The organism is Caulobacter sp. FV1ye13L, from assembly GCF_058681155.1.
This window is the reverse complement of sequence record NZ_CM178732.1, coordinates 1,028,917-1,045,099: the sequence shown is the minus strand read 5'-3', so window position 1 is coordinate 1,045,099 and position 16,183 is coordinate 1,028,917. Positions and strand designations below refer to the sequence as shown.

Sequence of the window (16,183 nt, the reverse complement as noted above, 5' to 3'; positions counted from 1 at the left end):
CCCCCTCCAGGGAACGCCTTCCCATGGAGTCAGCATGTACATCCTGCCCGAGCTTCCCTACGCCTATGAGGCGCTGGAGCCGACCGTTTCGGCCAACACCCTGCATTTCCACCACGACAAGCACCACGCCGCCTATGTCACGGCGCTCAACGGCCTGCTGAACGGCGACGACAAGGGCTCGCTGGAAGAGGTCATCAAGACCGCCGCCCCGGGCAAGGTGTTCAACAACGCCGCCCAGGCCTGGAACCACGCCTTCTTCTGGGACGCCATGAGCCCGGAAAAGACCGCGCCGGGCGCCGATCTGGCCGCCGCGATCGCCGAAGCCTTCGGTGACCTGGCCGCCCTGAAGACTGCCTTCGTCACCGAGGGCGTCGGCCACTTCGCCTCGGGCTGGGTCTGGCTGGTCGCCGAAGGCGGCAAGCTGAAGGTGATCTCGACCCACGACGCGGCCACCACCGTCACCCACGACGGCGTGACCCCGCTGCTGGTCTGCGACGTCTGGGAGCACGCCTATTATCTGGACCACCAGAACAATCGTAAGGGCTTCCTGGAAGCCTGGTTCGACACCCTGGCCAACTGGACCCTGGCCGACAGCCAGTTCGCCGCCGCCAAGGGCGCGGGCGAAGCCTGGCGCTATCCGGCTCCGCAATAGCCGATTGGGTTACGACGTTCAGACGGCGCGGCGAAAGCCGCGCCGTTTTGCGTTTCAGGCCAGGGGGCGCCGGTCGAAGGCCCAGGTGCGCCAAACGACGAACTCGATCCGCTCGAACGCCATGGCCGTGACGCGGATCTCGGCGGGGTCGATCTCGATGATGTTGAAGCTGGGCGGCACGCCGCGCTCGCGCACCGACAGCGTGCCCGACACCACCGCCCGCGTCTGGCCGTCGCCGAACGGATAGGGCGCCACGAACGGCGTATGGATATGGCCCGACAGAACCAGATCGGCGCCCGCCGTCGACAGGCTGTTGGCGGCGCGCGTTCCGCCGTGCACCTCGCTGGTCATCGGCTCGCCGGTCAGCTCCATCAGCGGGTGATGGCAGACCACGATCCGGGCGTCGCCCGGCGCGGCCGCGGCCAGCTGGCCTTCCAGGCGCTGGATCTGGCCGTTCGAGATCGCGCCCTTCGACCAGTTCCAGCGCAGTTGCGCCCGGCGGGCGGTATTGGCGCCAAAGACCGACACGCCCGGCGTGCGCCAGACGCCGCCGTCGGCCGGACCAAAGCGCGCCTCATAGCGTCGCCAGGGGGCGATGAACCGTTCCAGCAGCTCGCCGGGTCCCACATAGGGGGTGTCGTGATTGCCCGGCGTGGTGAACAGGGGCGTGGGCGCACGATCCATCCAGGCCCTGGCCGCGTCGAACTCGGCGACCGCGCCATCGCGGGTCAGGTCACCGGCCGCCACCAGCAGGTCGGGCGTCTCCAGATGAAACCGGGCCAGCGCCGCCTCTGTGGCCGCCGGGTTCTCGCCGCCGAAATGGATGTCCGAGACCTGGATGATCTTGACGGTCATGGCTGCTCGGGCAGGGCGAAGGCGCGGAAGGCCTTGGGGCGAAAGCGGATATGGACCTCGGGCTCAAGACGCATCGGCTCGCCATCCAGAATGGCCGGAATCCGGCCCCCGGCCCATACCCGGCCCACCCGGCAGCGGCCCATGCTGACCGAGGGATCATCGCGCCAGGTTCCGCCCAGCGCGCTGACCCCCAGGCGGAAGATCTCGATGGCGTTGGACGGGTCCAGCGCCGCCGCCTCGAGCGCCCGCTCGTCCTCGTCCAGAACGGTGGAAACCAGGGGACACATCAGGGCCAGGGCCTGGGTCTTCTGCTTGGGGCGGCCATCCAGCGTAAAGCGCAGCCGGCCGGAAAAGGCCTGTCGAAACGCGCGGTGGGCGCGAGACAGCGTCAGGCTGATCTTGCCGGCCCGAGCGGCTTCCCGCGCGTCGGCCCAGAGGGCCGGACTGCCTAGGATGGCGGCGACGAAGAACTGGCGCCCGGCCACCTCGCCGCCCGACACCATGCGCGGCGCGCCTTCCGCCAGGCAGGCCTCCATGGCCTCGGGCCAGGACCGCTCGCCATAGAAGGCGCGGGGCAGCATGTTCATGGTGCCGCCCGGCAGGGGCGCGATGGGCGGGCCGTCGGGACCCGACATCTCGGCGGCGGCCCGCGCCGTGCCGTCGCCGGCGATGATGAACACCGCGTCCGGGTCGGAATCGATGACGCTGCGCAGACAGGCCGACAGGTCGTCGCCCGGCGTGTGCACGGTTCCCGCGACGCCGTGTTCGGCCAGGATCCGTTCGGCGATCGCCGGCGCATCGGGGCCGACGGATCCGGAGGCGATATTGGCGATGATCTCTACGCGCCGCACTGGCTACTCCGCTTGATTGACACCCGGGCTAACGGCCAAGCTTTGCGAGGGTTCCCCAGCCCGGCGGCGGAACCTTGGATAGCGCCGGCCGTTAGCCTGACCAGAACAGCGCGATGGGATAGCCACAATGAACAAGACGATGATCGCCCTGCTGGGCGTCGGTTTGCTGGCCACGGCCTGCACCTCGACCGGCAATGTCGAACGTAACGCGGCCGGCGGCGCGGCCCTGGGCGCTCTCGCGGGCGCCGTGATCGGCAACAATGTCGGCAGCGGCAGCGCCAGCACGGGCGCCGCGATCGGTGCGGCTGTCGGCGGCACGGCCGGCGCCATCAAGGGCTGCCGCGAAGACGGTGGCTGCGGCGCAACCGAGGTCAACCGCCGCCAGTACTACGACGAGCGCGCAGGCCGCTATTACTACTACGACTCCCGCAGCGGGCGTTACTTCTGGGAGGACGGTCGTCCCCGCTAGGGAACGATCGCGCCGATGAAAACCCAAGGGGCGGCCGACGGATGTCGGTCGCCCCTTTGCACGTTCAGGAAAAGGCGAGGCGCTATGACCCTCAAGATCACCGCGGCGGCGCTTGGCGCCGGACTGCTGCTCGCGGGCTGCGCATCCGCGCCCTGGAGGCCGACCCGCGCCGCGATCGAGGCCCTGCCGCCGGCCTGCGCGGACTTTCAGGTCTCGATCTATTTCGAGCGGGATCAGGCCCGGGTGACGCGCGAGGCGCGGTCGGTGCTCAAGAGCGCCGGGGCCATGACGCGCGGCTGCAAGGTCGACAGGGCCCGCATCACGGGCCTGGCCGACGCGGTCGGCGCGCCCGACGCCAATATGGAGCTGTCCCGGCGCCGCGCAGAGGCGGTCACCAGGGCGCTGATCCGGGCGGGCCTTGGCAAGGCGGAGTTTGATGTCGCCGCCGCCGGGGACGCCGGCGCCACGACAAGAGCCGGCGCCTCGGCGCCGCTGCGTCGCCGGGCCGATATTGTCTTTGAGATCAGCAAACCCTGAGCCTCTGGCGGATCGCCGGACACCACCCGCCTCCGGCCTCGACCGGGGGCGGGTTCTTGCTGAAGCACACCGCACGACAGAAAGGCGGGCCGCGTGGCGGTCCGACTGGACGTCATCTCTGGAGGGGGGTGCGGAGGCGGCAGGCTGGCTTGCGCCAACCTCAAGTCGGGGGGGCGTCGCCGCCTCCGCAAAGGGAAAACGCGATCGCCAAACTGTGGTTCCGGATCGGCGCGATTATTTTTTGCCGGAACGTTGAAGGCCCGACCGCAAGCGTCGGAGGGAACGCCGCCGGGTGGCGCACGTTGTTTGGGCAACGGCCAAGCGGGCCGTATTCGAACAAGGCGGGCGCGTCATGATCCGGAGCTACCAGGCCGAACACGGCGGAATGGTTTTCTACATGGCGCCGAGCCGCCGTCAGAGAACGGCCAGAACGCGGCTCATGGCGCTGATGGTGATTGCTGTGGTGGCCGTGTCGGCTGGCGTCGTCCAGGCCTTCAACGCCCGGCCCCCGCCCCTCGAGATGCTCGCGTTCGACCCCGACCAGTAACCTTGCCAAGGAGAGCGACATGCCCGCCGACAGTGATTTCCAAGCCAACCGTCTCAACGCCACGCGCGTGCGTCAGGGCCGGTGGGGACAGCACATCTTCTGGATCCTGATCGTGTCGACGGTGCTGGCCGCCATCGCGCTGTTCGGGGCCTGGGGCTTCCGGGCGGACGATCTGGCCGCCGTCGAGCACAACAACGGCGCCAAGACCCCGGCCGAGGCCAGCCGCTACGACACCCCGCAGAGCCCGGCCCGCCAGACGCCGGCCGGCTGACCTGTTTTCCGACCTGACGCACAGACGAAAACGGCCGCCCCTTCGGGCGGCCGTTGACGTTTCGGGCGGCTGGATCAGGCGGCCTTGCGGGTGCGCCGGGGATGGAAGAACAGCGCCTGGCCGATCGCCGCCTTCACCGTTTCCGGCTGGAAGGGCTTGGTGATCAGGAAGGTCGGTTCCGGACGCTCGCCGGTCAGCAGGCGTTCGGGGAAGGCGGTGATGAAGATCACCGGCACGTCGAGACGGGCCAGGATGTCCTTGACCGCATCGATGCCCGACGAGCCGTCGGCCAGCTGGATATCGGCCAGCACCAGGCCGGGCGTCCTGCGCGCCACCGCCTCGATGGCCTCGGTGCGGGTGGCGGCGATGTCGATGACCTCGTGGCCCAGCTCGCGGACCAGGGCCTCGATGTCGGCGGCGATGACCGGTTCGTCCTCGATGATGAGCACGGTGGTGGCCAGTTCGGCGTCGATCTCGGTCTGGGCCTCGGAGATCAGGCGTTCGACGTCGCCGAACGCGCAATCCAGAATCTGCGCGGCCTCGGTCGGCGTGAAGCCTTCCAGGGCGGTGAGCAGGAAGGCCTGACGCGAGCGCGGCGCGATGCGCATCAGGCGTTGCGTCGCGTCGTCGACAGCGGAACCGCTGTCGTCCTGGCGCGCTTCAAGTTGAGCGCCTGTGGACAGCCAGATCGCATGGAAGACGCGATAGAGCGCGACGCGGGGCGACAGGTCGGCATCCAGGGAACGCTCGCCGGCGGCCAGCGCCTCGAGCGCCACCCGGACATAGTGATCGCCGGTGTTCTGATCGCCGGTGAGGGCGCGGGCGTAGCGGCGTATGTAAGGCAGATGCGGCGCCAGCCGGGCTAGAAGACTCATGACCCCTCCCGATGCGGTGTCTTCGTGGAAAACGCGATTCCATGGCCAAGCTGGGCCATTCGATCAGGGTATTAAACGCCGCCTTATGAAGCCGGTTCCGCCGTTTGCAGAATTTTGCCATCCTATGCCCAAGCTTTTGGAACCCGATACGGAAAACCGCGTTGTCGTCTGGCAGAAACACATTCGGCCAAAGGGGGCGGGCGCTGCGTTATTTCGGCGTCGAGGACATGATCGAACACGTACCCATGGAAGATCACCGCAAAGGCGCCGCGGCGCTCGACGAAGCCCGCCTGCGTCAACAGGCCATCGGCGTGAAGCTGCGCCAGATGTTCGACGAGGTCGTCAACGAGCCGGTGCCCGACGAATTCCTTGAAATCCTGCGCAAGGCCGAAAAGCCGGCGGGCAAGGAATGAGCATGGCGGACACCGAAGCTCAGGTCGGCCGGTCGCCGTTTGACCCGCCGCGCGACAATGCGTTCAAGCGCGAGCTTGTCACGCTGATCCCGCATCTGCGCGCCTTTGCCCGCACCCTGACGGGCGACCCCACCGCCGCCGACGATCTGGCGCAGGACGCCATGATGAAGGCGTGGGACGCGCGCGCCAGCTTCCAGCTGGGCACCAACATGAAGGCCTGGACCTTCATGATCCTGCGCAACCAGTTCTATTCGGAAAAGCGCCGCTCCTGGCGGCAGAGCCAGCTCGACCAGGACGCCGCCGAGCGGACCCTGGTGGCCGTGGACGATCCCGAGGCCCCTGTCGCCCTGGACGAGCTGCGCATGAGCCTGGGCATGCTGCCGGCCGAGCAACGCGAAGCCCTGATCCTGGTCGGGGCCGGCGGCTTTGCCTATGAAGAGGCCGCCGTGATCTGCGGCTGCGCCGTGGGCACCGTCAAAAGTCGTGTCAGCCGAGCCCGCCGGGCCTTGCAGGCGATCCTGGAAGCCGGCGCCTATGACCGTGACGGCCGATCGGCGGGCGATGCGATGGGTTCGATCCTGGCCGACGCGGAGCGCCTGAGCTCCCAGCGGTGAGATCCTTCAGAAGCCGTGGCGCGGAGACTGTCACTTCAATCCGCGTCCGGCTGGCGGCGGCGCTGTTTATCGCCCTGTTGCCGGTCCTGCTGCTGGGCGGCCTGCAGTCGATCTTCGCGTTCCGCGCCGAGGCCGATCTGCGCCGCCAGAGCCTGGAACTGGCGGCCGGACGCAGCGCGGCCATCGCCCGCGCCCGCATCGAGGCGGCCGGCGTTCTGCTCCAGACACTCGGCCCGGGCTCTGTAGGCCTGGAATGCGCCCAGCGTCTGGCCGATGTGCGGGCCCGCCTGCCGGGCTACGCCAATTTGGTCCGGTTCGACTCCCGCGGCCGGGTGGTCTGCGCCGCCGCGACCACCCCGCCAGACCCCACGCGAGCCGGACGGCTGTGGTTCCGCGAGCTGGCGGCGGGGTCGGATCTGGTGGTGGCCAGCACGCCGGGCGCGATCTACGCGACCGAGCCTGCGGTTCTGGCCGCCGTCCGGGCCACCGGTCCTGGTGACAGGTTCGACGGGGCCATGGTCGCGGTGCTGACCCTGCGCAGCCTGCGCCTGGAAACCGCCAACCGCTTCATGCCCGAAGGCGCCGAAATCGCCCTGGCCGACTCGCATGGCGCGGTCTTCGCCTCCACTGAAGCGGGGGCCTTCGACACCCCGCCCCTGGGCTGGCGCTCGGTGGCCAGCACGCGCGGGGCCGTGCTGTGGTCGGGCAAGGATCGCCAGAACCGCCGCCGGGTCTATTCCGCCGCCCCCCTGACCGAGAGCGGCGTCTTTGTTCTGCTGTCGGCCCCGTCGCCGGGCCTGCTGTCCTGGGCCTGGATCAATCCGATCTCGCGCCTGGTCCTGCCGCTGCTGGCCTTTGGCCTGGCCCTGGGCGCGGTGCTGTACGCCGCCGAGCGGGCGGTGATCCGCTGGATCATCTATCTGCAGCGCGTGGCGGCGATCTATGCACGCGGCCGCTTCACGGTGCGACCCCTGCAGGCCGAGCGCGCCCCGCCCGAGATCCGCGAGCTGGCCGCCACCCTCGACGACATGGCCGGCGCGATCGTGGCCCGCGATGCATCCCTGATGGACAGCCTGGCCGAGAAGGACGCGCTGATGCGCGAGATCCATCACCGGGTGAAGAACAATCTGCAGATCATCACCTCGCTGCTAAACATGCAGCAGCGCGCCCTGACCGATCCGGCCGCCAAGGCGGCGTTGAACGACACCCGCCAGCGCATCACCGCCCTGGCCCAGATCTATCGCGCCCTCTACCAGGGCCCCGACCTCAAGCGCGTCGACCTGCGGCCGTTCCTGGAAGAGCTGACCGGCCAGCTGCTGGTCGGCGAGATTTCGAGCTCGGGGACGGTGCGCACCGAGGTGCATGCCGATCCCCTGGTCATCGATCCCGACCGCCTGGCCCCCATCGCCCTGTTCGCGGTCGAGGCCATCACCAACGCCCAGAAGCACGCCTTCGCCGGCCGGGGCGGCGTCTTGTCGGTGAACTTCAGCGTGCGCGGCGAAGAAGCCGAGCTGTCGATCGGCGATGATGGCCCAGGCGCCACGGAGGGGCTGGGCGAAGGGGTCGGCCGCACCCTGATGAACGCCTTCGCCCGTCAGCTTCGCGGCAAGGTGAGCTTTGAGACCAGCCCCCACGGCGGCCTGCTGGTGCGGCTGATTTTCCCGACTCCGCAAGCGCCACCTTTGCCCGGAACCTAGCTTCGCCGGAGGCGTTGTCTGAAGCGAATAGGTTCCATGCCCATCGGGCCAAACACCGGAGAACACCATGCGCAAGTTGATCATCCTGGCCGCCATCGCCGCCAGCCTGTCCGTCGCCGCCTGCAACACCGTCGAAGGCGCCGGCAAGGACGTCTCCTCGGCCGGCAAGGCGGTGACCGACACCGCCAAGGACGCCAAGAACTAGTCAGGCCTTAAGGTCTGCAGCGAGCCCGCCGGTCCCACCGACCGGCGGGCTTTTGCTTGCCTGGTCAGTTCAAATGCAGTCCGGGATGACGCCAGGGCCGGGGCTCTAGGCGGCGGCTACGTCCTGCGCAGGGGCGTCCACCGCGTTGCGGACGAAGACGCCGGGCTGATCGGAGGCTGAAAGCAGGGTCGCGGCGGCGCCGGTCAGGTGGTCGTCCGGGCTCAGCACCAGAACGCCGTCGTCGGCCAGGCGCGCGGCCAGGCTTTCGATGACCCGCCCGTGTACCGAAGGATCCAAGCCCTCCAGGACGTGACGCAGCAGGATCACGTCGAACCGGCCCATCGGCGACAGGTCGCTGAGCAGGTTGATCCGCTTCCAGCGCACCAGCTGGCGGATGCGCGGCGAGATCTCCCAGGTGTCGTCCTGATTGGCGAAATGCTTGACCAGTTGCTGGATCGGCAGGCCGCGCTGGATTTCGAACTGGGTGTAGAGGCCGCTCTGGGCCTTTTCCAGGCAGCGCTCCGACAGGTCGGAGCCGAAGAATTCGAACTTGGCGCTTGGCTCGACGTCGCGGCTGTCGCCGGCGGCCATGGCCAGGGAATAGACCTCCTGGCCGGTCGAGCAGGCGGCGCTCCAGATGCGGATCGGCTGGTCGCGGCGGGTCTTGGACAGGGTCGGCAGCACGTGGTCGCGCAGATGGGCGAAGACCTCGCGGTCGCGGAAGAAGCTGGTCTCGTTGAAGGTCAGGGCCTCGACGACCGCCCAGATCAGGCGCTCCTCGCGCTTGGACCGCAGGGTGGCGATCAGGGCCTCGATCGAGTCGAAGCCCTCGCGCCGGGCCAGCGGCCCCAGGCGGCTCTCGATGACATAGGTCTTGTCGACATCGACCTTGAGGCCGGCGCGGGCGCGGCCCAGGGCGGCCAGCAGTTCCATGTCTTCGGGGGTCAAAGCAGGCCCGCCTCGGCGAATTTCGCCGCGATGATTTCGCCGTCGAACGGCTTCATGATGTATTCGTTGGCGCCGGCCTCAAGCGCGGCGCGGATGTGATCGACGTCGTTCTCGACGGTGCAGAACACCACGGTGGGCGAATCGCCGCCCGGTTCGCTGCGCAGCTGGCGCAGAAACTCTATGCCGTTCATCACGGGCATGTTCCAGTCCAGCAGCACGGCGTCGGGCATGGCGCCGCGACACCACGCGAGAGCCTCCATGCCATCGGCGGCCTCGGCGATCTCAAAGCCGATGTCCTCGAGGACCCGGCGGGCAACCTTGCGGATCACCCGGCTGTCGTCGACCACCAGACAGGTCTTCACGGCATGCTCCAATCCCAGGCGGCCATCGTCGGGCGTCGAGGTTAAGGAGCCGTGTGTCTTAACGATAAACCGTCAATTTTCCGGTGCGCCGTTTCAGGCGGGCACCCAGCAGGCCAGGCTGATGCGATCCTCGGCCGCCTCGACGGCGACTTGGCCGCCGGCGGCGCGCACCAGGGCGTGCAGATAGGCGGCCTGCACCCACGGTCCGCCCAGACCTTCGGTCAGGGCTTCGCCACGCAGACCGGCCAGCACTTCGGGACGAAGACGGGCGCGGGGGCCGACGGAATCGGCGGTGATCAGGAACCGACCCTCGGCCGTAACGCCCTTCAGGGTGGCGACGCCGCCGGCCGGCAGGGCGCTGGCCGACAGCTGGGCGATATTGAGCAGGGCCCGGGCGGCGGCCTTGTTGATCGGCTGCGACTCGATGGCCCAGACCATGGTGGGACGCACATGGTCAAAGACGCCCTGGGCCAGCTTTTCCAGCTCGCGCGAATCGAAGGCCTCGGCCGAGGCCGACGCGCCGAAGGCCACGCGGCAGAACTGCAGCAGGTCGGCCAGCTTGCGGGCCGACGAGGCGATCAGGCTCATGGCGTCTTCGCGCATGTCTTGGGCGGACGGATCGTCCAGCAGGTCCAGGCCCGAAACGATGGCGCTGGCCGGGCTGATGAAGTCGTGGCACAGGCGCGCCGCCAGCATCGCGGCGAAGTCAGGCCCGCTGACGTCAGCGGGGGTGCTCGGGGCGGGATGCGAGGGCGTGTCGGTCATGGTGCGGACTCTGGCGTGATTTGAGGCTTTGGCAAACTGAAGGCGCGGCTTATCAGAGCTGCGTTATGGATCCGTTTCTCGAACCTGGCGTCCTGGTGCGCCACCCCGACCAGCTCGACTGGGGTCTGGGACAGGTGCAGTCGGTGATCGGCCATCGCGTAACCGTCAATTTCGAAGACGCCGGCAAGCAGACGATCAACACCCAGCGCGTGACGCTCGTCTATGTCGGTGATGACCCTCGAGGGTCATAGTGAGAGGATCCTGAATGAGCGTTTCCGACCTGCCTCTGGCTGCCCGGCCTCTCGCGGATTGGGGCCGCGCCCTGGTCGAGATCTGCGAGGAGGCCGCCACGGTCATTCTGCCGTTCTGGCGGACCGAGCTGGACGTGGTCCAGAAGGCCGATTCCAGCCCGGTGACCGAGGCCGACAAGGCCGGCGAGATCCTGATCCTCAAGCGTCTGGCCGAGGTTTTCCCCGGCGTGCCGACCGTTTCCGAGGAAGACGCCAGCGAGTTTGGCGCGCCCGAGGACATCGGCCCGCGTTTCTTCCTGGTCGATCCGGTCGACGGCACCAAGGCCTTCGTGCGCGGCGATCCCAATTTCACGGTCAATATCGGCCTGATCGAGAACGGCGTCCCCGTGGCGGGCGCGATCGTGGCCCCGGCCACTGGCGAGGCCTGGTTCACCACTTCAGACGGTGTGCTCAAGCGCCTGACGCCCGGTGGCCCGGAGGCTCCCGCATCGGTGCGCGCCTGGCCCAAGGGCGAGGCCGTGGCGCTGGTCAGTCACACGATGAAGGAAGAGCGCGCCAACGAACTGGCGGCGCAATACGGCTTTGACCTGCGCACCCCGATGGATAGCTCGATCAAGATGTGCCGCATCGCCGAAGGCAGCGCCGACATCTATCCGCGCCATGGCCCGACCATGGAATGGGACACGGCGGCGGGCCACGCGATCCTGATCGCGGCGGGCGGCCAATTCACCGCACCGGATGGTTCGCCCTTCGTCTACGGCAAGGCCGATCAGGGCTTCCGCAACGGCTGGTTCGTGGCGCGGGGCGGATAGCGGCCCTCTCCCAGAGGGAGAGGGAGGGGCCCATGCGCAGCATGGGAGGGCGAGGGGTTACACCGTCAGCCGGAGCGCCGCCCAGCCCTGCCTTGTCCGGAAGGGCTCCGCTAACCCCTCACCTCCCACCGCTACGCGGCGGGTCCCTCCTCTCCCTATGGGAGAGGGTCTTCTATTCGCGACTCCGTCGTCAGGATCGTCCCCGCCGAGGCCGCGATGATGCAGCCGATGGCCAGCCACTGCAGCGGCGCCAGGCGCTCGCCCAGCATCAGCAGTCCGGCCAGGGCTCCGACCGCCGGCTCGGCGCTGAGCATCACCCCGAAGCTGCGCTTGGGAATGCCCTTCAGGGCCACCATCTCCAGCGAATAGGGGATGGCGCTGGACAGCACCGCCACCACCAGGCCCAGCATCAGCACGTGGGGATGAAAGAGCGCGGCGCCGGCCGTGGCCAGGCCGATCGGGGCCACGATCAGGGCCGCCGTGCTCATGCCCAGGGCCACGGTGCGGCCCGCATGCATGTGGCCGGTGCGCTTGCCCAGCACGATATACAGCGCCCACAGCACCGCAGCCGTCGCCGCAAAACCCACCCCGACCGGGTCCAGGGCCCCGGCCCCGGGTTTCAGCGGCAGCAGCAGCAACAGGCCCATCGCCGCCAGGCCGATCCAGACGAAGTGGATCAGCTTGCGCGAATGGATCAGGGCCAGGGCCAGCGGCCCGGTGAATTCGATGGCGATGGCCAGGCCCAGCGGGATGGTCCTCAGCGACATGTAGAAGCAGAGGTTCATCAACCCCATCACGGCGCCATACAGCGCCACGGCGGTCAGGTCGGCGCGGCTCAGCGGGTATCGCCAGGGTCGCCAGAGCGCCAGCAGGATCAGGGCTGAAAAGCCGACGCGATAGGCCGTCGTGCCCTGGGCCCCGACCAGCGGGAACAGCTGCTTGGCGAACGACGTGCCGACGCACAGCGTGACGATCGCGACAAACAGCGCGGCGTAGGGCGTCAGGGATTTGAGCGGGGCGGGCTGACCGGACATGCCCCTTCCTTAGGGGAGGGGCGGTGGTCGTTCCAGTGCGGCGAACACTGGCCCCCTCCGGGCCTGCGGCCCTCCTCCCCCGGAGGGGGAAGACGAGCTCATCCGCCCCCTACGGGGGCGGACGGCTGCGCAGCAGCCCGGTGGGGGCAAGTCTTCAAGCCACTACTTCTTCATCCACCCGCCATCCAGCGGCTTCCAGTACTGGCCGGGGGCCAGGCGGCTGTAGAGCTGCTTGGCGGTGGCCTGGCCGGCGGCTTCGGGGGTCACGCCGGTCTTGGCGGCGATGTCCTTGTAGGCGGCGGCGCGGCCGGTGTTGATCTCGGCGACCGAGGCGCGCAGGGCGGTGTCGCCGCCGGCCACGATGCCGAGGAAGCCGTCGGCCTGCTCGCCCACGGTCCCGGCGGCCTTGGCGGCGTCGACGACGGCCTTGGCGGCGGCGGATTGGGCCAGAGCCCCGCTTGCGCCAGCGGCGGCGAGCGAGAGGCCGATGGCCAGAACCGTCAGAGTCTTGCGGATCATGTCGGTTCCTTTCCTAGAACAGGTTGGGGTTTTGCTGGATCAGCGTCTGGACTTCCTTGTCCAGCCGCACCCGGACGTCGGCGTCCAGCTTGGCGTAGATATTGATCGGATCGACCTTCACGCGGATCGTCGGGGTGCAGGCACCCAGCGCTCCCATCGCGATCAGGCCCATCAGCAGGGCGCGCTTTCTCATGCGGGTGTCTCCAGTTCGGGGGAAAGGATGATCGGTCACGGCTGAACCGGGGCTGAACGCGGAGTAGTCGGATCCTCGCCCTTATAGGCGCGTCGCCAGGCTTCCAGAAGCTCGTCGAAGTTCAGCGAGGTGTCGAGGGTCAGGTCCACCGGCGTCTTGGCCGGCAGGGGGATGCGCTTGTTGAACGCCTTGCCGCGCAAAAGGTCCAAAAGCCCGACGCGGGCCTTTTCGGCGACCTTGGGGTCGTGCTCGCCCTTGATGTGGAACAGGATCGCCAGCCGCCCCTGGTCGGTGCTGTTGACGCCCGCCTCCAGGGTGGTGAACGACAGGTTCTCCATGGCCTGGTAGGCGAAGTCCTGGATGGCGTTGACCGGCGCCTCCGGAGACGGCGGCGGGGCCGGCGCGCCGGGGCTGTCGCTGTCCTGGCCCTGCACGCCGGCCTGAACGCCGGTGAGGGCGGCGCGCGAGATCGCCAGGCGGCCGGGCTGGATGGCGGTGATCCTGCCGTTCAGGAACCGGAAGCCCCTGGGGCCGAACTCGAACGGCAGGCGGCCATCGACCACGGCGTCCAGCTGGATCTTCTCGACCAGGGACGAGGCGGCGATCAGCTCGCCCAGGTCCAGGTGCTGCACCACGATCACGCCGCGGATCGGCTTTTCCGGGTCCAGCGGCACGTCGGTGGGCTCGATCGAGATCCGGCCCTTGGCGGCCTCGAAGGCGGCCGACGAGATGTGCAGCGCATCGGCCCCCAGGCTGAAGGCGGCGGCGAGGCCTTCCAGCGGCACCAGGCTGTCGATGCGGACGATTTTCAGGCTCTGGTCGGGCGCGCTGACCAGCGGGGTGAGGCTGGTGAAGTCGACGGTTCCGTCCAGGGTGGCGACGAAGCCGATCGGGCTGGTGAAGTCGAGCTTGCTGGCGACCAGCCGGCCGTTGCTCTTCATACCGTCGGCGTCCCAGACGAACAGGCCGGTGAAGCTGGCCGGGCCGGTGGCCTGGGTGGCCCAGGACGCCATCGGCGACAGGTCGCCCGGCTGCAGCCCCTCTTTCACGAAGGCCAGTTTGCGGGCGTCCAGCTCGGCCCGGCCGCGCGCCTGGGCCACGTCGTGGCGCAGGGTGATCCGGCCCAGCGGCTGGCCGACCGGCGTCGCAGCGTCGATGGCGCCGGTCCACAGGCCGTTGGCCAGCGAAAGGCGTCCGGTGGCCTTGATCGGATTGAAGCGGCGGGTCTCCGCGCCATCGCGCAGCAGGCCCTTGTCGAGCAGGACCTCGGCGCGCATCGCCCCGCCTGCGCCGGAAGCGGTGAGGGTTCCCCCGCCATCCTCGACGGCGGCCTGGGCCTCGTCGAGCGCGACGGCCAGATCGCCGAACCGGGCCGAGGCCGTCCAGGCGCCGTCATTCAGTGTCAGCAGCGGACCCGCGCCCGGGCAGAGGCTGACCTTGGGCGCGCTCAGCGGCGTCTCGCCGATCAGGACGCGGGTCGCCGTCAGGGGCTGGCAGCCGGCCAGGGCGAAGCTGAAGCGCGGGCCGACCATCTGGGCCACGCCTTCGATGCGGCCGGCCACGCCTTGCAGCGGGGCGTAGTCGACACCCTCGCCGGTGAGGGTCAGGCGGCTGCTCAGAACGCCGCCCTCCATCCGCCAGTCGGGAGCGTCCAGGCGCAGGGTGGGCAGGCCGCCGCCGGACAGGTCGGCGACCAGGCCGCCGCGCATCTGGCCGGCCAGGGCGTCCAGCAGCGGGCCGCGCGGCGCGGCGATGCTGGCCCGCACGCCGTTGGCGGCGGTCAGGGTGATGGGGCGGGACAGGGCCAGGATCGTGCGGCCCTCGCGCAGGGTCAGGTCGAAGGCCGGGGCGCGCAGGTCGAAGGTCTGTAGCGCCTGGGTGGCGGCGCGGGCGTCGGCGTCGTCGGGCAGGACGCCGGCCAGCCGCTCTGCGTCGGGACCCGAGACACCGCTGTCGGCGCCGGCCGAGCCGCTGAGGATCAGGATGGGATTGTCCAGCCGGCCGCCGACCCGTCCCTGCGCGTTGGCCGCCACGCTGGTCAGGGCCAGGCCGCCGCGGGTCAGGCGGTTGGCGCCCAGCTGCACGGCCAGGGGTCCGCTGACCGCGACGCCGGCCGGATCGGTCGACAGGATCAGCCCCGCCAGATCCAGCCGGGCGGAGGCGTCGCGCAGGGCCGCGCCGCCGGTCAGGGTCTGGGCCGCGTCGGCCTGGACATGGCCGCGGGTCTGGACGGCGATCGTCTGTCCCAGTCTGGAAGCGGCGACATGGCCCAGGTCGAGGTCGAGGCTCACATCGCGGGCGTCGAGTTCGGGGGCGTGCAGGGTCTGGCCCCGCGCCTGGCCGACGATCCGTCCGTCGAAGTGGCCCTGGCTCAGGCTCCCGTCCAGCGCGCCGATCAGGGCCAGGCTGGCCGCCGCGTCGGTGGCGCTGATCGCGCCGGTCCGGGCCGAAGCGGCCTTGAGCATGGCGCGGATTTCGACGGGGCCGGTCGCCGACAGTTTCGCCAGGTCGGGATAGGCCAGATCCGCGTCGATCTGGCCCTGGGCGTCGGCCAGCTCGAGATCCTCGCGGACCAGGGCGTCCAGATCGAAGCGGGCGGCCAGGGTCAGGCGCTCGCCGCGCTTGCGGGCCGACAGCAGGGCGCCGCGCGCCTCGACCACCAGGTCGCCGGTGGCGTAGCGCATGCGGGCGAGGCGCCCGTCGAAGCGCAGCAGCTTGCCGTCGTCGAGGCTGGCGTCGCCGGTGATCCGCGCCAGACCGCCGGGGGTGCGCAGGGCCAGCCGGGCGTTCTCGACCAGAATGGCCGGGCCGGTCGCCTTCGGGTCCTTGGGTGAGGCCAGGGCCTCGTCGATCAGCGGCTGCAGGGGGCCGAAGTTCAGGCCGCCCGTCTCGGTCAGGCTGGCCTTGATCCGGGGACGCACCAGCCGCACGGCGCGGGTGTCGAGGGCGAAGGGTCCGCCAGACCACGGGGCCTGCAGGTCATAGGCCACCTCGATACGGTCGGCGGCGAAGATCGGGTCGCTTTTCGGCCCCAGCAGCACCGAGCCGGAAAAGCCGCTGGCGTCCAGCTCGTCGACCACCACCACCGCCTCGATGCCGCGCTCGCGCAGCCAGCTCTGGGCCAGTTCGCGGCTGATTTCGCGGCGGCCGCCATGCGCCAGCAGGCCCAGGGCGATAAAGGCCAGCATCGACAGCGACACGGCTTCCAGCCCGGCGTCGACCAGCCGCTCTCGCCTGCGGAAAGCTCTGGTCGGGGAAGCAGGATCGGGAGTCGGGTCGGCCATCAGGTCCTGGTCTGGATGCAAGCCCCCCG

The 16,183-nt window shown here is 69.5% G+C and carries 21 protein-coding genes; 11 read left to right on the top strand and 10 right to left on the bottom strand.

Annotation, left to right across the window (positions count from 1 at the left end; translation table 11 throughout):
• The first annotated feature begins 34 nt into the window (after window positions 1-34).
• A complete protein-coding gene (locus ACW176_RS04785; RefSeq protein WP_492111089.1) occupies window positions 35-652 on the top strand; it encodes a superoxide dismutase in 618 nt (205 codons plus the stop codon).
• Window positions 653-706: 54 nt separating this feature from the next.
• Here the strand turns inward: ACW176_RS04785 and ACW176_RS04780 are convergent, their stop codons facing one another.
• Window positions 707-1,507, bottom strand: coding sequence for a metallophosphoesterase family protein (locus ACW176_RS04780; protein ID WP_492111088.1), 801 nt, complete (start codon window positions 1,505-1,507; stop codon window positions 707-709).
• Complete coding sequence (locus ACW176_RS04775) at window positions 1,504-2,358, bottom strand: diacylglycerol/lipid kinase family protein (RefSeq protein ID WP_492111087.1); 855 nt, start codon at window positions 2,356-2,358, stop codon at window positions 1,504-1,506. Before ACW176_RS04775 ends, ACW176_RS04780 begins: the two co-directional genes overlap by 4 nt.
• Before the next feature lie 127 nt (window positions 2,359-2,485).
• On the opposite strand from ACW176_RS04775, the gene ACW176_RS04770 reads away from it, so the two are divergent.
• The 4 genes from ACW176_RS04770 to ACW176_RS04755 all read left to right on the top strand — a co-directional run bounded on the left by ACW176_RS04770 (window position 2,486) and on the right by ACW176_RS04755 (window position 4,182).
• Entirely contained in the window at window positions 2,486-2,827 is a 342-nt protein-coding gene (locus tag ACW176_RS04770; RefSeq protein WP_419319190.1) for a YMGG-like glycine zipper-containing protein, read from the top strand.
• 84 nt (window positions 2,828-2,911) lie between these two features.
• Window positions 2,912-3,364 (top strand): OmpA family protein, encoded by a 453-nt coding sequence (locus ACW176_RS04765; protein WP_492111086.1) that lies wholly within the window; start codon window positions 2,912-2,914, stop codon window positions 3,362-3,364.
• Between the two features lie 352 nt (window positions 3,365-3,716).
• Complete coding sequence (locus tag ACW176_RS04760) at window positions 3,717-3,911, top strand: hypothetical protein (RefSeq protein WP_492111085.1); 195 nt, start codon at window positions 3,717-3,719, stop codon at window positions 3,909-3,911.
• A gap of 19 nt (window positions 3,912-3,930) precedes the next feature.
• Window positions 3,931-4,182 (top strand): hypothetical protein, encoded by a 252-nt coding sequence (locus ACW176_RS04755; protein ID WP_492111084.1) that lies wholly within the window; start codon window positions 3,931-3,933, stop codon window positions 4,180-4,182.
• Between the two features lie 74 nt (window positions 4,183-4,256).
• On the opposite strand, the gene phyR is transcribed toward ACW176_RS04755, so the two are convergent.
• Entirely contained in the window at window positions 4,257-5,057 is an 801-nt protein-coding gene (gene phyR / locus ACW176_RS04750; RefSeq protein WP_492111083.1) for an anti-anti sigma factor/receiver protein PhyR, read from the bottom strand.
• 227 nt (window positions 5,058-5,284) lie between these two features.
• Between phyR and nepR the strand changes: the two genes are divergently transcribed.
• The 4 genes from nepR (at window position 5,285) to ACW176_RS04730 (ending at window position 7,986) form a co-directional block, all read left to right on the top strand.
• Window positions 5,285-5,470: an anti-sigma T factor NepR gene (gene nepR, locus ACW176_RS04745; RefSeq protein ID WP_419321508.1), complete on the top strand. Its 186-nt coding sequence runs from the start codon at window positions 5,285-5,287 to the stop codon at window positions 5,468-5,470.
• A 2-nt stretch (window positions 5,471-5,472) separates the two neighbouring features.
• Entirely contained in the window at window positions 5,473-6,084 is a 612-nt protein-coding gene (locus tag ACW176_RS04740; RefSeq protein WP_492056160.1) for a sigma-70 family RNA polymerase sigma factor, read from the top strand.
• Window positions 6,081-7,781 (top strand): sensor histidine kinase PhyK, encoded by a 1,701-nt coding sequence (gene phyK / locus ACW176_RS04735; RefSeq protein ID WP_492111082.1) that lies wholly within the window; start codon window positions 6,081-6,083, stop codon window positions 7,779-7,781. The genes ACW176_RS04740 and phyK overlap by 4 nt, the downstream gene beginning before the upstream one ends.
• Before the next feature lie 67 nt (window positions 7,782-7,848).
• Window positions 7,849-7,986, top strand: a complete 138-nt coding sequence (locus ACW176_RS04730) for an entericidin A/B family lipoprotein (protein WP_419319183.1) — start codon at window positions 7,849-7,851, stop codon at window positions 7,984-7,986.
• Between the two features lie 105 nt (window positions 7,987-8,091).
• Here the strand turns inward: ACW176_RS04730 and ACW176_RS04725 are convergent, their stop codons facing one another.
• The 3 genes from ACW176_RS04725 to chpT all read right to left on the bottom strand — a co-directional run bounded on the left by ACW176_RS04725 (window position 8,092) and on the right by chpT (window position 10,061).
• On the bottom strand, window positions 8,092-8,934 hold the full coding sequence (locus ACW176_RS04725; protein ID WP_492111081.1) for a CheR family methyltransferase: 843 nt from the start codon (window positions 8,932-8,934) through the stop codon (window positions 8,092-8,094).
• A complete protein-coding gene (locus tag ACW176_RS04720) occupies window positions 8,931-9,308 on the bottom strand; it encodes a response regulator (protein ID WP_492111080.1) in 378 nt (125 codons plus the stop codon). The genes ACW176_RS04725 and ACW176_RS04720 overlap by 4 nt, the downstream gene beginning before the upstream one ends.
• A gap of 81 nt (window positions 9,309-9,389) precedes the next feature.
• Complete coding sequence (gene chpT, locus ACW176_RS04715) at window positions 9,390-10,061, bottom strand: histidine phosphotransferase ChpT (RefSeq protein ID WP_419319181.1); 672 nt, start codon at window positions 10,059-10,061, stop codon at window positions 9,390-9,392.
• Between the two features lie 65 nt (window positions 10,062-10,126).
• On the opposite strand from chpT, the gene ACW176_RS04710 reads away from it, so the two are divergent.
• The gene (locus ACW176_RS04710) at window positions 10,127-10,312 is read left to right on the top strand and encodes a DUF3553 domain-containing protein (RefSeq protein WP_492111079.1); all 186 of its coding nucleotides are present in this window, start codon (window positions 10,127-10,129) and stop codon (window positions 10,310-10,312) included.
• Window positions 10,313-10,326: 14 nt separating this feature from the next.
• A complete protein-coding gene (cysQ, locus tag ACW176_RS04705) occupies window positions 10,327-11,124 on the top strand; it encodes a 3'(2'),5'-bisphosphate nucleotidase CysQ (RefSeq protein ID WP_492111078.1) in 798 nt (265 codons plus the stop codon).
• 155 nt (window positions 11,125-11,279) lie between these two features.
• On the opposite strand, the gene ACW176_RS04700 is transcribed toward cysQ, so the two are convergent.
• The 4 genes from ACW176_RS04700 to ACW176_RS04685 form a co-directional block, all read right to left on the bottom strand.
• Entirely contained in the window at window positions 11,280-12,158 is an 879-nt protein-coding gene (locus ACW176_RS04700; RefSeq protein WP_492111077.1) for an EamA family transporter, read from the bottom strand.
• Window positions 12,159-12,320: 162 nt separating this feature from the next.
• Entirely contained in the window at window positions 12,321-12,677 is a 357-nt protein-coding gene (locus tag ACW176_RS04695) for a YdbL family probable chaperone protein (RefSeq protein WP_419253693.1), read from the bottom strand.
• Between the two features lie 13 nt (window positions 12,678-12,690).
• Window positions 12,691-12,870: a YnbE family lipoprotein gene (locus ACW176_RS04690; protein WP_419319176.1), complete on the bottom strand. Its 180-nt coding sequence runs from the start codon at window positions 12,868-12,870 to the stop codon at window positions 12,691-12,693.
• Between the two features lie 35 nt (window positions 12,871-12,905).
• Window positions 12,906-16,175 (bottom strand): intermembrane phospholipid transport protein YdbH family protein, encoded by a 3,270-nt coding sequence (locus tag ACW176_RS04685; protein WP_492111076.1) that lies wholly within the window; start codon window positions 16,173-16,175, stop codon window positions 12,906-12,908.
• Between the last annotated feature and the right edge of the window lie 8 nt (window positions 16,176-16,183).